Source organism: Paenibacillus sp. FSL H3-0469, from assembly GCF_038051945.1.
Classification (GTDB): domain Bacteria; phylum Bacillota; class Bacilli; order Paenibacillales; family Paenibacillaceae; genus Paenibacillus_AQ.
In genome coordinates, this window is record NZ_CP150302.1 from 1,988,493 (window position 1) to 2,003,674 (window position 15,182).

A 15,182-nucleotide genomic window follows, 5' to 3' on the forward strand; every position below is an offset into this window, starting at 1 on the left:
TAGAGGGACGGCAGCCGTTTTTGGCGGGAACCACGCAGAACACAGCCCGGCAGCCGTTCTTGCGCCATGACCGTATTTGCTCAGCCAGTTCTTACTGCTGACATGCCCGCATCTTATCCGCCAGCTCTGACATCATCTTATTCCGCAGATAATCCTCCATCTGCCCTTCGGCCTTGACCATCTCCTGCTGAATCAGACACTGACTGGGATGGTCCAGCGTGCAGTCGAACAGCGACGCTGTGCCTTCAATGGCATGGATGATATCCAGGAACGAGATTTCGTCCCCCTTGCGCCGCAGACGATACCCGCCATTGGCCCCGGATGCGGATTCGATAAGCCCGGCCTTGACCAGCTTGGTCAGAATCTTGGACAAATACGTAGGCGATACATTCTGCCGCTCGGCAAGCTGCTGCACGCCCATCGGCTTATCGGGAGTGTGCGCCACCAGGAACAGCATCGTGTGCAGGGCGTAGTTCGTTGCTTTGGAGTATTTCATGTCTTATTCCACCTTACATAAGGACTATGTCTTTAATTGAAGACTTTATTTATCTATAATAGCGCTTATGTGGGAAGATTGCAAGGGGCAGGAGAGTGGAATGGGTGGAGGATTCTTTCCAGCACACAACAAAAAACAGAGCCCCTTACTCCCGTAGGCTCTGCTTTGCAGCATGATCAGTGGCTGAAACAGCCCCATCTACACTCCCCTTACTTCCGCAAAGGGTACTGGAATCTGTATTCCCCGGAGCCGAGCGTAACCTTCACCGCCTGTGCCATCTGCTCTGCGGAATGAATACCAGGGGTCTGCTCAAGCGGCTGTCCAGCCTCCATTCCCGTCTCCGATACTTCAGCCAGCAAGGCGTCCGGCAACAGTACCGTAGCCGAGGTATTCGGGGGAACCACGGCGGTCAGCCCGATTATCCCGGAGTCTATTGTCCATTCGGAACGGATCTTCCCGTACATGGATTCCAGACTGGCGGCAGCCGAGGTGAGTCCGCCTCCCGGATGCGGCTGGATCAGGAACTGCTTATAGCCCGGCCCTTCCTCTGTCTGTTCGATCCCGGCCACATAACGGTACAGGAAGTCTCCTACCGCCCCGTAAGCATAGTGGTTGAAGGAATTCATCTCCTTGCTCCAGAAGCTGCCGTCCACCTTAATTCCGTCCCAGTGCTCCCAGATGGTAGTTGCGCCGCGGGTAATCGGATACAGCCAGGACGGATAGTCCGTCTGGAGCAGCAGCTTGTAGGCGGCATCGTAACGGCCCGCTTCCGCCAGCACCAGAGTCAGATAAGGCGTGCCCACGAAGCCTGTCGTAAGATGATAATGGCTCGCTTCCAGCAGTTCGATAAGTCTTGCAACCGTGCGATCCTTGGCACTTCCTTCCACCAGACCGAACATCAAGGCCAGCACACAGGCTGTTTGGGTAGCCGGACCTTCCTCCCCCGCTGGCAGGATATACGCTTGGTTGAACGCATCCTTGACCCGGTGATGCAGCTGCGAGTACTTCTCCACATCTTCTGTCCGGCCCAGCACCTTCGCCGTTTTTGCCATTAACTGGACCGAATAAGCATAGAAGGCCGTTGCAATATAATTCCGGTCCGTAGCCCCCACATGACTGTCCGCCTTGGCATCCAGACCCAGCCAATCTCCGAAGTGGACGCCGGTATTCCATAGGAACTCATCTGTCCCTTGGCGGCGGATATATTCCACCCAGCCCTGCATGCTGCTGTACTGCTGCTCCAGAATCCGCTTATCCCCATAGCACTGGTAGATCGTCCATGGACAGATGACCGCCGCATCGCCCCACGCCGCAGAGGAATGTGCCTCCTCCCCCAATATATGCGGAATCACGTATGGAACTCCTCCATCCTCCCGCTGATCCGCTGCCAAGTCCCCCAGCCATTTGCTGAAAAAGGGGGCCACATTCATCAGATACGCCGCCGTGCGGATGAACATCTGCGCGTCCCCGGTCCACCCTAGCCGTTCATCCCGTTGCGGACAGTCGGTCGGCACATCGACGAAATTGCCCTTTTGCCCCCACAGGATGTTGTGCTGGAGCTGATTCAGCAGTGGGTTCGAGCAGGTGAAGGTGCCGGTTGGCTCCATATCGGAATGCAGCACCACGCCTGTGAAGTCCTGCAGATCCAGCAGTTCCGGGAAGCCGATCAGCTGGACATACCGGAAGCCCTGGAAGGTAAACCGCGGCTGGAAGCTCTCCCTGCCCCCGCCTCGGGCGATATAAGTAACGGTCTGTCTGGCCGTCCGGAGGTTCTCGGTATACACATTGCCCGCCTGGTCCAGCACCTCGAAATGCCGCAACTGATATTCCTGACCCGCCGCGCCATCTACGGTGAACCGCAGCCAGCCGACCATATTCTGTCCGAGATCCAGCACAGTCTCCCCTGCCGGGGTGCGGATGAAGGCCGCAGGTGCCAATTCCTGGACTGCCCGGACCGGATCATTCTCCTGCGCAAGCAGAATATTCTTGGCATACGGAAGAATCTCCGCCGGTGTCCACAACGTGTCGTCATACCCCGGCAGGCTGAAGCCGTGCTGCGCCAGGCGGGCGTCATAGGTCTCGCCATGATACAGCTCCGACATCAGGATAGGGCCGGGTAAGATTTTCCACTGCGGGCCGGTTCCTATGATCTGCTCCGTGCCGTCCTCATAGGTGAGATGAAGCTGCATCAGCAGCGCTGTCCGGCTGCCATAGATATGCTTCCTGTGCTCCCAGCCGAGATTCCCTTTGTACCAGCCGTTCCCGAGCCAGGCACCCGCCGCATTGTCCCCAAGGGTGAGCAGCGGGGTCACATCATACGTCTGGTATTGCAGGCGGTGGCTGTAACTGGTCCATCCCGGATTGAGATAAGTGTCTCCTACCCGTGTTCCGTTCAGCTCCAGCTCATACAGCCCGAGACTGGTCACATAGATTCTGGCACGGGCGACCGGCCGGTCCACCTGGAAGCTTCCGCGCAGCAGCGGGCTTTGCTCTGCATCTTCCGCCAGACAGGCCAGCGGAGCCGTAATCCATTCTGCGGTCCACTCCTCCGGCGAGAGCAGCCCCATCTCCCACCAGGCCGCCACGGACCACTCCGTGGAACGATGGTGCTGATCCCATATTTTAACCCGGTAATAATAACGCGTCCTGGACTGCAGCTCCAGCTCTTTCAGCTCGATATGGACAGATTCACCCGACTCCACTCTGCCCGAGTCCCACCATACGCTCCCGAAATCCGCCGCGCCTGCCACCTGTAATTGATACGCCTGCTGCCTTACATCGCGCTCATCCGCCCGCAGCTGCCAGCTGATTCTTGGATTACGGATATCCAGTCCCAGCGGATTCTCCTGGTACTCCACTCGCGGTTTTTGAATAGCTATCATTGAATACACCTCGTCTTTTATAGGATTAATCCTGTATATATGACGCGCTTTCTATTACAATTATAGGATTCCGCATGGTTTGCATGACCTGCAATATGGACATTTCACGGGGGTAAAAAGGACTTTCTGGATCTGGAGGAGGGAATTGATGGATTCGGCCAACCATACGCTAAAAGGGGAGTATTTCTTCCGGGGCAATCTCCTGTTATATGTGAACCGCGCTACCGAGAGCTATGATCTTCCGCTTCACTCCCATGACTTCATGGAGCTGACCTTCGTGGCCGAGGGCAAAGGATTTCATTATATCGGCCAGAAGGCTCACCCGACAGGCAAGGGCCAGCTGCACTACATTCCTGTCGGTGTCTCCCATGTCTTCCGCCCGTCTTCACCCAGTTTAATGCGTGAGCCGCTTGTCGTGTACAATTGTTTGTTTAAGCCGGAGCTGCTGGACCGTCTTGCCCCCATGATTCAAGACCCGCTGATTGCCTCCTACCTGGAGCAGATCAGAGAACACCGGCTGCCTTCCTTCTCCGTGACGGACCTGAACGGCTCCATCGAGAGCCTGTTCCTCTCGCTTCACCGCGAGGTTCACCTGCCGCAAAGCGGATCGGACAGCTACCTGCTGACCTTGTTCGTTCAGCTTCTGATCAGTATCTACAGACTGAAGCATGATGAGGTTCAGTTTCCGCTGGGCAGGCAGACGCAGTTTTTGCAGATTCTGAATTACGTCCAGCTGAACTATGTGCAGGAGATTACCCTGACGCATCTGTCACGCAGCTTCGACTGGAGCGAACGGCATCTTCAGCGGCTGTTCAAGGCGCATACCGGGCAGACCTTCTACCGTTATCTCCAGAACGTGCGGATTCAGAAAAGCTGTCTGCTGCTGGTCCAGCAGCCCAAGACACCCGTACAGCTCATTGCAGAGCAGGTAGGATACCACGATCCGTCGACATTCACTCTGGTCTTCAAGCGGATCATCGGAACCACGCCGGGGAGTTACCGGCAGACGCCCGGAAGGACACATGGCGGAAGCGATGAGGCGGGAGGAATAACTTTGACGCAGAATGATTGATGTTATTGATAAATAGTGTTAGGCTATCAACGGTAAACTCCATTCCAGCTACACAGAAAGGTAGTCCTATGATTAAAGTTCAACACCTGTCCTTCTCCTTCCCGCAAAAAGAGCTCTACACTGACATTTCGTTTACGCTCGAAGAGGCGCAGCATTGCGCTTTTATCGGAACCAGCGGCAGCGGAAAAAGCACCCTGATCGACATTCTGATGGACCGGGACAGATATTTGTTCGACGGCAGCATTGAGATGGAGCCTGATTGCAGCATCGGGTATGTCAGCCAGTTCGCCAAGCCGGACCTGCCTGCCGACACTACCGTGTTTGAATATATAGCCGGACCCTTCATTAAGCTACAGGAGGAAATACAGCTCATCTGCACAGAGATGGAGACCTCGGAGGACATTGAGCCGCTGCTGGAGAAGTATCAACTGGCTCTGGACGCTTACGAGGCCTTGGGCGGAGATGATTACGAGAGCCTCATTCACAAAAAGCTGAATCTGGCGGACCTCATGAAGCGCAGGGACCTCAAGGTATCCGAGCTGAGCGGCGGGGAATTCAAGCTAGTTCAGGTCATGAAGGAAATGCTGAACCGTCCCGACTTCCTGATTATGGATGAGCCGGATGTATTCCTGGACTTCGAGAACCTGAATGCGCTCCGGCAGCTGATTAACTCCCATAAGGGAATTCTGCTGGTGGTTACGCACAACCGTTATCTGCTTAACCATTGTTTTAACAAAATCATTCACCTTGAGAACAAGGAGCTTCAGGAGTTCGACGGCCGGTATCTGGAATACAACCTCTCCCTGCTTCAGACCAAAATAGAGCTGCAGGAGCTGGCCCTCGCCGAACAGGAAGAGATTGAGCGCAACGAGAACATCATCGACAACCTCCGGGTCATCGCCACGTATAATTCAGAAGCCTCCAGAGGGAGAGCGCTCAAAGCCAGAGTGAAGTTCCAGGAAAGACTGGAGGCCCGCAGAATCAAAGCGCCGTTCGTGGACATTAAGCAGCCCCAGATTCATTTGGGAATGGTGCATGAGCCGCAGAACGCGGACGCTCCTGTAGTGACAGTCCAGGATTACCGGGCGGCCTTCGATGAGCTGCTGCTGGACAAGGTTAGCTTCGAGATGAATGCTGGTGATAAAGTCGCCCTGATCGGTCCGAACGGTACCGGCAAAACAACCCTGCTGCGCGATATCGCGCGGGGCCAGCACGACTCTATAACCCTGAGCCCGGAGGCTACGGTAGCTTATCTGTCCCAGCTTCAAGGCGAAGTGCTGACAGATTCGAACACCCTGCTCGAAGAATTCATCGAGGCCGGAATGGCTACGTATGATGAGATCCGCACCCACCTGGCATCCTATGGCTTTGAAGGCGAGATTGTGAACCAGAGAATAGCAGCCCTGTCCGGCGGCGAAAAAAATCTGCTGCAGCTGGCCAAGGTATCTGCTCTGAAGGCCAATGTCCTGCTGCTCGATGAGCCGACCAGCCATCTGGATACCTACACGCAAATCGCTCTGGACCAAGCCATCCAGGAGTATAAGGGCGCAATTCTTATGATCTCGCATGACTTCTATTCCGTGGTCAACGGGATGGATTATGTGCTGATTATTGACGATAAGACAATCCGCAAGATGACGATCAAGAAATTCAAGAAGATGATCTATGCCCTGCATTTCGATAAGGATTATCTGGAGCTGGAGCAGAAGAAGAAAGCGGCCGAGACCCGGGTAGAACTGGCGCTGAAGGATAACAATTTTGAGCTTGCCAAAAGTCTGGTCATCGAGTTGGAAGAGCTGATTAAGCGGATGTAAGTACACAGCGAACTGTAGTACATTAGAACACCTGGCGCCAGCTAATGTATGCTGTTTTCCGCATACGTTAGGGCTGTGCGCCTGCGCGCTAGCAAATGTGTGTTGTTTTCCGCATACATTCGCCCGTTGCGCCCGTGCACCAGCAAATGTATGCTGTTTTTCGCTTACATTTGGCCCGTGCGCCTGTGATTCAGCAAATGTATACTGTTTTCCGCATACATTCGCCGTTGCGCTTGCGCGCCAGCACAATGTATGCTGTTTTCGCTTACATTCGACCCGTGCGCCTGTGATCCAGCAAATGTATGCTGTTTTCCGCATATATTAGGGCGGTGCGCCTGCGCGCTAGCAAATGTGTGTTGTTTTCCGCATACATTCGCGCCACAATTTCCTAAACAATAAAAAAAGGCCGCCAATTTCGGCAGGGTGTGTGAAAGCTCCCCTGCCGGAATGGCGGTCTTTTAGATGTGCCTTAACCTGCCTGGACGGGCAGATCAGACTTAAGCATTAGCCAAAAGTCAAATGAACCGTATGAATCTCATAAGGCTTGAAATCAAGCCGGATCGCTGAACCGTCTATGGCCTCTGTATTCAGCGGCCGCTCCATCAGATCGCGCAGCTGCCAGGAGGAGACGGTATAATCACTGCTGACACTCGCCGAGCAGCGTGTGCCGGTATACTCATGCAGCCGGACTATGCATCCGCTGCCGTCCTCGGCCAGCTTGACAGCATCGATGGCAATGTTCGGGGCATCGCAGGTAATTAAGGATTTGCCGCTTCCGGCAGTATAGGCTCCTTCCACAGCCAGGAGCGGCTGGTTCAACGCCCATGCTTCCTGTACCGTCCCCGCAGCCACCCAATCCCCTACATGCGGCAGCAGGGCATATGTGAAGTGATGCTCGCCCTGGTCCGCCAGCCGGTCGGGGCTGGTCGCCGATTTGATCAGCGACAGACGCATCGTATGATCCTTAATGTCATAGCCATATTTGCAGTCGTTCAGCAGACTGACTCCATAGCCCCGTTCTGACAGATCCGCCCACTGATGGCCCACGCTCTCGAACCGTGCATAATCCCAGCTTGTATTCCAGTGCGTCGGCCGCTTTACGTTGCCGAACTGGATATCGTAAGTCGCTTCCGTCGCCCGCACAGCTACCGGGAATGCCGTTTTCAGCAGCTGATGCTGCTCATGCCAGTCTACGTAAGTCTCGAAATCAATCCGCGCGCTTCCGGCGTACACCTTAACCTTTTGGATAATGGTAGAATCCATGTAGGTCCAGTTGAATTCCAGCACCGCCTGGAGCGGGCCGCATTCAGTCAGCTTGACGGAGCGCAGAGCGGTGATGACCTTCATTTTCTCCTGATAAAATAAATCAATATCCCACGCATCGAACATCTTCGGCTTATCCTCGAACACCTGCAGCACATTGCCGCATTCTCCCGGGGCCAGCACCTCGCGAGCGGCGCTGCGGTCGAAGACCCGGCTCAGCTGTCCGTCTGTGTTCCACTCCAGAATATAATAAGGAGTCGTAAGTGTGGAATCCTGCCAGCGGAACGGAATGGAGGGGTCTGGCTGAGCAGCTTCGGAACCGCCAGGCTCAGCGGCAACAATCACTGTACTGCCCAGCGCCGGAACCGCCGCTGTCTCCACCAGCCACTGCCCGCCGGAGCGTTGTGCGTTCAGCCGGTTGCCTTCGGCGTCTGTCCAGACAGCATTCTCTGCATCATGAGGCACAGTTGCCAGCCGGGGCGCGGTGAAGAAGGCGCTGTTGAACAGCGTGTATTCGGTGCGCAGCGGGGCCTCTGCCGGTGAGAGACCGGATTGCGGCGCAGGCGAACCCTCGGCAGACATAGATGCGAGACCGGCTTGCGCTGAAGGCGAATCTGCAGCAGGTCCAGATGCGAGACCGACAAGCCCCTCCGCAGCAGCCGCCCGTGCTGCCAGGCCGATCTGCTCTGCTTCCGCGTATTCTACGCGTGAGTCTTGATACACCTCATGAATGGAGGAACCGGGAATAATATCGTGGAACTGGTTGCGCAGAATGGTCTGCCAGCCTTCCAAAAGCGAATCCGCAGGATACTGGCTAAATTCGCCGCTCTCCGCCGCCCACAGCATCTGCAGCCATTCCGCTTCGCGGTAGAGGAGTTCCAGCTTGCGGTTCATTTTTTTGTTATAGGCCTGGCTGGTATAGGTTCCCCGGTGGTACTCCAGGTATAGCTCCCCGTCCCAGGTGTGCACATACTCCTCCGCCCTGTCTATCGTCTCATGAAGCCGCTCGAAGTACTCCGCTGCCCGGCCCGTCTTCACCTGGGGAAGACCCGGCATCGTATCCAGCCGCCGCCGCATCTCCAGCATCTCGCGGTTGACACCGCCGCCCCCGTCCCCGTAACCATAGGACAGCAGCAGCTCGCGGTTCAGGTTCTTGTCGCGGTACTGTTCCCAGATGCCCTGCACGGAGAAAGGCTCGATCAGGCCGTTATAGGTGTAATACCAGGCCCCCGATTCCGGGCCCTCCGGCGTCGTGATGAAATGGGTCAGCACCTCGCTGCCGTCAATTCCTCTCCACTGGAACGTATCATGCGGCATCCGGTTGTACTGGCTCCAGCTGATCTTGGTGGTCATGAAGGTGTCAATGCCCGACTTGCGCAGAATCTGCGGCAGCGCCCAGCTATACCCGAACACATCCGGCAGCCATAAGTATTTGCAGTCCACCCCGAACTCCTCGCGGAAAAACTTCGTCCCGTACAAAATCTGCCGTACCAGCGACTCGCCGCTCGTCAGATTGCAGTCCGCTTCCAGCCACATCGCCCCTCCGGCTTCCCAGCGGCCCTCTTCCACCCGTTCTTTAATCTCCTGATAGATCTCCGGGTAATCCTGCTTGATGTATGCATAGAGCTGAGGCTGGGTCTGAAGAAAAATGTACTCCGGAAACTCCTTCATCAGCCGCAGTACGGTGGAGAAGGAGCGGGCTGCTTTCTCTCGGGTGTGAGTTAAGCGCCATAACCAGGCCACATCAATGTGCGTATGGCCGATAGCGGTTACCGTCACTGGATGCTCCTGCTCCATCCGGGCAAGCGCCTCACGCAGCAGTGTTTCGGCTTCCTGAACCGAAGCATAGAACGCCGCGCTTCCAGGTCTGGACCAGTCCAGCCTGTTGAACGCCTTGTTCAAGGCGGCCAGCAGCTCATGCTTCTCGGTCCGGCTGTCCGAAAGCTGCTTAATGGTGCCAAGCGCCGCCCGCCCGGTGTAGTAGAGGTTGTCGGCGGACTCATCCAGATAGGCCAGCTCTGCCCGCTTGATCTTGTGCTCCTGCGGAATCAGCTGCCCGTCGCCGTTCAGGCCCGACCATAAGCGGAAGGTGAAATCCAGTTCCCGCCCGGCCGCGCCGTCTTCCAGGAATACCTCCTGATGGTTGGAGTCCACGCCCTGATAAGGCTTCCCGTCCAGATAGAGCAGCGATTCAAACCCGCTGTTATTCCCCCCGCCGGTGCGCCCGAAATCGAACAACCCGACCACACGTTTCCCCTGCCATTCGGCTGGAACGTTTACCTTGCGGTACAGCCACAGATAAGCATCATAGCCGGTCCAATACTCCCCGGTCCGTAGCTTCCTTCCCCCGTCAAGTGCAGGCGGATAAGCACCGTTAGCACCTTCAAGATCCTCAGTAACCTGCCACTCCACTAACTCAATCCGTTCACGGTACCGGTACCCCTCGAGCTCTCTCAACCGCGCACCAAGCTTCTCTTCTGTCCAGAACATTAACATTCTCCTCCCATGTTATAACACGTGTTATCAAGCGGGCAAAAGTGGTGGGCGGGCTAGTTCAGGTGCACTTATGCCCCTCATTTGCTCACCTGGCCCACTTTTGGCTAATTCAAGAGCACTAATGCCCCTCATTTGCTCACCTGGCCCACTTTCGGCTAATTCAAGAGCACTAATGCCAGTAATTTTGCAAACAACCTACCATGTAATGGAAGTCCAAAAAATTGCACAAAAAAAGAGATTCCTTTATCGTAGAAGTTGTTACGACACCCACGAAAGGAGATCTCTTGCTTTATAAGTTAGCGGAAAAAGGGTTGTTGTGTCAAGTCACTTCATGGTTAGAAACGAAGAGTCGCTTGTTGTTCGGTGACCGATACGCCAAAAAACTGAACTGGGGCAGTACTGTCTTTCTTTTTTTAGAAGCCCTATTGAGTCGTCGTCCCGGAGTACAAAATATAGTAGACACTCTGGTGCGGACGCCGTGCTATCAAGAGTGGACCGGGGTGACCTCCATCCACCAATCGTCTCTGAACCGGAGGCTCAGCCAATTACCACCTGAACAGCTGCGAGACCTCTATCACTCCCGCCTCCAGCAGTTACTGGAAAGAGAAGGACCTCCTCTGCCCAAGCACTTACAGAAACTCGGTCCTTTAGCAGCCGTCGATTCCTCCACCATAACCGTGGGAAAGCTTCGCGGGGAGTGGGCGTTTCAGCAAGCCGGGACGAATGCGGTGAAACTGCACACCTGCGTGCAGTTAACCGGCGAATCTAGCGCCATTCCTACTGCTTCGGTGCTGTCCACTGGAACGGTGGCGGACTTGGATTCGGAAGTCCTGAAGCACCTGGTGCTCCAGAAAGCATTCACTTATTTGCTGGACCGGGGCTACATCCATTATGCGCAATTTATAGCCTGGGAGCGCAGTGGAATCAAGTTTGTTGCCCGTCTGAAGAACAATAGCAAGGCGAAGGTTCTCCGGACGCGGAAAGTCACGAAGCCTTTTCTGAAACAGGATGCCACGGTGGAAATCACTTCGCCGGAAACCGGGGAAACAGGTAGGTTTCGACTCGTGGAGTACACCTATGTGGACAAGAAAGGAAAATCTCACCCGGCTCGTGTCCTGACGAATCGCTGGGATGTGACGGCGGCAGAGGTGGCGGAGTTGTACCGGTATCGTTGGAAGGTGGAACTCTTTTTTAAGTTCATGAAGTCGAGCCTCCACCTCAAAAAACTGTACAGCAGTTGTACACCGGCCGCGGTATGGAACCAGATTTATTTAAATCTGATTGCTTATGTGCTATGTGAGCACCTTCGTTTGCGCCATGCCCCCCACCAGCGAATCGGGCGAGTATTAGCAGTATTCCGGTTGTATTTGACTGGAGAATACACGGATTTTCTAAACCATCTTAACTGGGTCAAGACGCGAACCAGCAAGGGGCGAAGGAAAAAGGGTGGCAGGCCAAGGATCCATCCCAAACGGCTGACAAAAGAGCGCATTCTCTTTTACTAACAAAGACAAACAACTGAAGCTAGACCAATCCAAAAAAACGGGTGTTGTTAACGTTAAATTGGAAGAAGGCTTTTTTTGTCTTTTGAGCGCTCCCCCAGCAAAATCTCCCTCAGACGAAGGTGGAAAGATATCCTTTTTAGGTAACCAGCCCCCTGTTGATATACCGTGTTATGTTTTTTGCAAAATTACTGCACTAATGCCCCTCATTTGCTCACCTAGCTCATTTTCGGCTAATTCAGGGGCACGAATGCTCTTCATTTGCTCACCTAAAATACCTCAAGTAGCATATCTAACCTAGTTCCAGCCGAGCCAAAGTGATTTATCCCTCTCATTTCCGCATCCGACCCATTTTCAGCCAACTCAAAGGGATTTATCCCTCTCATTTCCGCATCCGGCCCATTTTCAGCCAACTCAAAGGGATTTATCCCTCTCATATCAGCATTCAGCCTACTTCCAGCCAATTCAGAGGGATTTATCCCTCTGAATTTCCATATCCGATCCATCCAGCCCACCCGGCACACTCCACGCCACCAACCGCACTATCTCCAATACCTCCAGCAGCTAACATTTTAGTTTTACTTGCACCACAATCTACGAGCTTTCTCCCGCCCTTAACACAGCCGGAAGCCAGATTTTCTCCGCCTGACCAGCCTTGTTCCCGGTCCCGCCGCTCATGTTCCCGTTCGCGCCGCTCATCTGCTGAAGCAGGCAGCGTACGGCCTCTTCTCCCATACTTACATAGGGGATCTCTACGCAGCTTAAGGAGGGCAGGCTGAGCCGGTCGCCTTGAATCGTGTTGTCTGCTGCCATAATGCGCAGGTCTTCGCCGATCCGCAGGCCCAGCTTATGAGCAGCCCGGTACAGGTCGGGAATCGCGCTCGACCAGTTGACCAGGAGCGGCGCATTCGGCTGGCCGCTGCCCACCGTAAGCCTCTGGAGACAATCTGCCCACGCGCTGCCATGCTCCTCCAAACGAATGATCACCGGCTCCAGCCCGCGCGATGTGCACCAGCTTGCGTAGGCTTCCCGGCGGTTCCGCTCCGCCCAGTTATCCGTGTCAAGCGCATGATATACCTCCGCGTAGACCGGCCCAGGCTGCTGTGCTGTGCCTTCCCGCATCAAATAATTCATTGCGGTCTCTACACTGCCTGAATAATCAGCAAGTACAGAGTGTACACCCGGCACTTCCGCATACCCTTCCACGGAGACGTAGGGGACTCCGGCAGCGCTGACAAGGGACGCCCACTCCTCATCCTTGTAGCTGGTGTGGTCCAGGGTAACTATCCCGTCAATCTTCCGCTGGTGATACAATTCCAGCAGCTCGGCCCTGCCGCCCGCATTCCCCTTGGGGCGCGGGGAACAGAGCAGGATGTGATACCCGCCCAGTTCACACTCCCGCTGCATCCCTTCCAGCAGCCGGATGAACAGCGGATGGCGCGTATCCCCATAAGCGGCAAGCGTCATGCTTCTGCCCGTCTTCATGCTGCGCGCACCGGCATCCACATGATAATTCAGCTCACGGATGGCTTCCAGCACAGCCTCGCGCGTATCGGCTCCAACGCCAATGCCAGGCGTATCATTCAGCACCGCAGAGACTACGCTGCGGGACACACCTGCCCGTTTGGCTACATCGAAGCTGGTTATTCTTTTTTTGCTCATAATTCAGCACCTCAAGGAAAGTATAACACGTGTTATAAAACAAAGTATAGCGCTTTCTTATGGCGCTGGAAAAGCAAGTTAAGGCCGGAATATCCGCCCTCGCGTGAAACATATAAATTCTAGATTTCAAAAAAAAGCCCCGCAGCCCATGATCAACCTCATTCATGGCTACGGGGCAGATTATTATCGCTGCAGCTCCTGATCCTTTTGCTTCAGCAGGTCGGCGTATTCTTCCTTGTACTGTTCCAGCTTCTGCTTGAGCTCGGCATTGCCGGGACTCGTCTTCAGCTGGCTGCTGGTGGTCAGGATGTTAGTAACTACGGCATCGATCTTCTCGTCAATAATATCAATTTTGCTCTTGGCCGCAGTGATGGCAGGATCAGGGGTGCTAACCGGCGCAGGACCAACCAGTGAGCTCTTCTCGTCAGACAAAGGAGGCGCTGGCCGCCCTTTATCGTCCAGGCTGATTGTTTTACCCTTTACTGTCACTTGGAATCCGGCCAGTTCGCCGATGGCGCGCACGGGCGCATAGCTTTTGCCGTCAATAACAATAGCCGGATCGGCCAGCTTCTTCCCATACACATTTACCGTATACTCCGCCTGAATGGCCTTTCCTACCAGTGTTGCAGAAGCGCCCAGCGCCTGCGCACCCACCATCAGTATCGCTCCGGCAATGACGCCGGCAGCAATCTTTTTCATAAGAAATTCACTCCCTGTATAAGACTATGACTATTATTCTATCATTTTATTGCAGCGGGTGCTTCTCTCCGGCAGAAACAGGTTTCAGTTATTTTTTCCAAGTGAGATAAAAGCAGCTTAAGGATTGACAACATAGCTATTCCTCTCTATCATAATTAAATGATAATGATTATCATCATCATTAAAATACATACTCTCTAAAGGAGCATTGCACATGCCAAGCCTCAAAAAATTAATACTCCCGTTAACCCTGCTTCTCTTCACCTTGATCCTGGCCTCCTGCGGCAAGCCAGACAATGCAACAACTGCGTCAGCTCCTACACCCGCTGCCACAAGTCAATCCACTATAGCACCGGAGGCCAGCCAGGCGGCTGTCACGGAGGCGGCTGCAACACGGAAGTATACCGATTACAAGAAACGGGAGGTTGAGATTCCAACCCAGCCCCAGAAGATTGTGTATGTTGGCAGTAATCCGGGCGACCTGCTGGCGCTAGGCATCAAGCCGATAGGGGCTACGTTAAGCGTCATCGGTACACAGGTGGCTTACCCCGATCTGCTCGAAGGGATTGAAGATATCGGCTACCCTTTCTCCCCTGAGAAAATCCTTACCCTCTCACCCGACCTGATTATCTTCGACGACTGGGACGAGACCGGTATTGAATCTCTGAGCCAGATTGCTCCGACGGTGGTAGTTGGACTGGACGGCACCTTCCCGACGGAGGAGCGTGTCCGCCAGATCGCAGAATTATTCGGCATCACCGGACAGGCTGATACATGGTTCAACAATTATAAGACGAAGGTTGCCTCCGTGAAGCAGCAGCTCAATCTGACTGAAGGCGATACAGCCACCTCCCTGCTTGTACTTGGCTCCGAGCTGTACATTATGGGCGGCAAAGGTCTGAACGAAACGCTGTACGGACAGCTTGGCTTCAAGCCGGCAGAAGGCGTACAGAAGCTGGTCGATGCCAGTGAACGGTTCGTAACCATCTCCGACGAGGTGCTGCCGCAGTATATTGGAAAGCATATGTTCCTTCTTACCGACACCAGCAGCAAAACAGTTGCGAGACAAAACGCACTTATGGACAGCGGCTTGTGGAAGGCTATTCCCGCCGTCAAAGAAGGCCGCGTGTATACTCTTGACAGCAAATATAACTTCGACGACCCGATTACGCTGGATAGATTGCTGGATGAGATCGCGGGTATTTTCAAAGGTAAACAGTAATTAGAAAAATCGCGTCGACCGAATGTATTCGGTTTTCCGATTACATTTGGACCGCGCATTCTCATGCCATCGCA

At 54.4% G+C, this 15,182-nt stretch carries 10 protein-coding genes; 4 read left to right on the forward strand and 6 right to left on the reverse strand.

The features are described from left to right. Positions 1 to 91: 91 nt before the first annotated feature. Both NSS83_RS08890 and NSS83_RS08895 read right to left on the reverse strand, forming a co-directional pair. Entirely contained in the window at positions 92 to 496 is a 405-nt protein-coding gene (locus tag NSS83_RS08890; RefSeq protein WP_341184777.1) for an Rrf2 family transcriptional regulator, read from the reverse strand. Between the two features lie 209 nt (positions 497 to 705). Then, the gene (locus NSS83_RS08895) at positions 706 to 3,378 is read right to left on the reverse strand and encodes a glycoside hydrolase family 78 protein (RefSeq protein WP_341184776.1); all 2,673 of its coding nucleotides are present in this window, start codon (positions 3,376 to 3,378) and stop codon (positions 706 to 708) included. 148 nt (positions 3,379 to 3,526) lie between these two features. On the opposite strand from NSS83_RS08895, the gene NSS83_RS08900 reads away from it, so the two are divergent. Both NSS83_RS08900 and NSS83_RS08905 read left to right on the forward strand, forming a co-directional pair. Next, positions 3,527 to 4,450, forward strand: a complete 924-nt coding sequence (locus NSS83_RS08900; RefSeq protein WP_341184775.1) for an AraC family transcriptional regulator — start codon at positions 3,527 to 3,529, stop codon at positions 4,448 to 4,450. A 68-nt stretch (positions 4,451 to 4,518) separates the two neighbouring features. Beyond that, positions 4,519 to 6,264, forward strand: a complete 1,746-nt coding sequence (locus tag NSS83_RS08905) for an ATP-binding cassette domain-containing protein (protein WP_341184774.1) — start codon at positions 4,519 to 4,521, stop codon at positions 6,262 to 6,264. A gap of 504 nt (positions 6,265 to 6,768) precedes the next feature. On the opposite strand, the gene NSS83_RS08910 is transcribed toward NSS83_RS08905, so the two are convergent. After that, positions 6,769 to 10,017, reverse strand: a complete 3,249-nt coding sequence (locus NSS83_RS08910; protein WP_341184773.1) for an alpha-mannosidase — start codon at positions 10,015 to 10,017, stop codon at positions 6,769 to 6,771. A 227-nt stretch (positions 10,018 to 10,244) separates the two neighbouring features. Here NSS83_RS08910 and NSS83_RS08915 point away from each other — a divergent pair, with 227 nt between their 5' ends. Further along, complete coding sequence (locus NSS83_RS08915) at positions 10,245 to 11,528, forward strand: IS4 family transposase (RefSeq protein ID WP_341186521.1); 1,284 nt, start codon at positions 10,245 to 10,247, stop codon at positions 11,526 to 11,528. Positions 11,529 to 11,794: 266 nt separating this feature from the next. On the opposite strand, the gene NSS83_RS08920 is transcribed toward NSS83_RS08915, so the two are convergent. The 3 genes from NSS83_RS08920 to NSS83_RS08930 all read right to left on the reverse strand — a co-directional run bounded on the left by NSS83_RS08920 (position 11,795) and on the right by NSS83_RS08930 (position 13,886). Beyond that, entirely contained in the window at positions 11,795 to 12,031 is a 237-nt protein-coding gene (locus NSS83_RS08920) for a hypothetical protein (RefSeq protein ID WP_341184772.1), read from the reverse strand. An 88-nt stretch (positions 12,032 to 12,119) separates the two neighbouring features. Beyond that, on the reverse strand, positions 12,120 to 13,187 hold the full coding sequence (locus NSS83_RS08925; RefSeq protein WP_341184771.1) for a LacI family DNA-binding transcriptional regulator: 1,068 nt from the start codon (positions 13,185 to 13,187) through the stop codon (positions 12,120 to 12,122). Between the two features lie 183 nt (positions 13,188 to 13,370). Next, complete coding sequence (locus NSS83_RS08930) at positions 13,371 to 13,886, reverse strand: hypothetical protein (protein ID WP_341348057.1); 516 nt, start codon at positions 13,884 to 13,886, stop codon at positions 13,371 to 13,373. Positions 13,887 to 14,100: 214 nt separating this feature from the next. On the opposite strand from NSS83_RS08930, the gene NSS83_RS08935 reads away from it, so the two are divergent. Further along, on the forward strand, positions 14,101 to 15,108 hold the full coding sequence (locus NSS83_RS08935; protein WP_341184769.1) for an ABC transporter substrate-binding protein: 1,008 nt from the start codon (positions 14,101 to 14,103) through the stop codon (positions 15,106 to 15,108). Positions 15,109 to 15,182 lie beyond the last annotated feature (74 nt).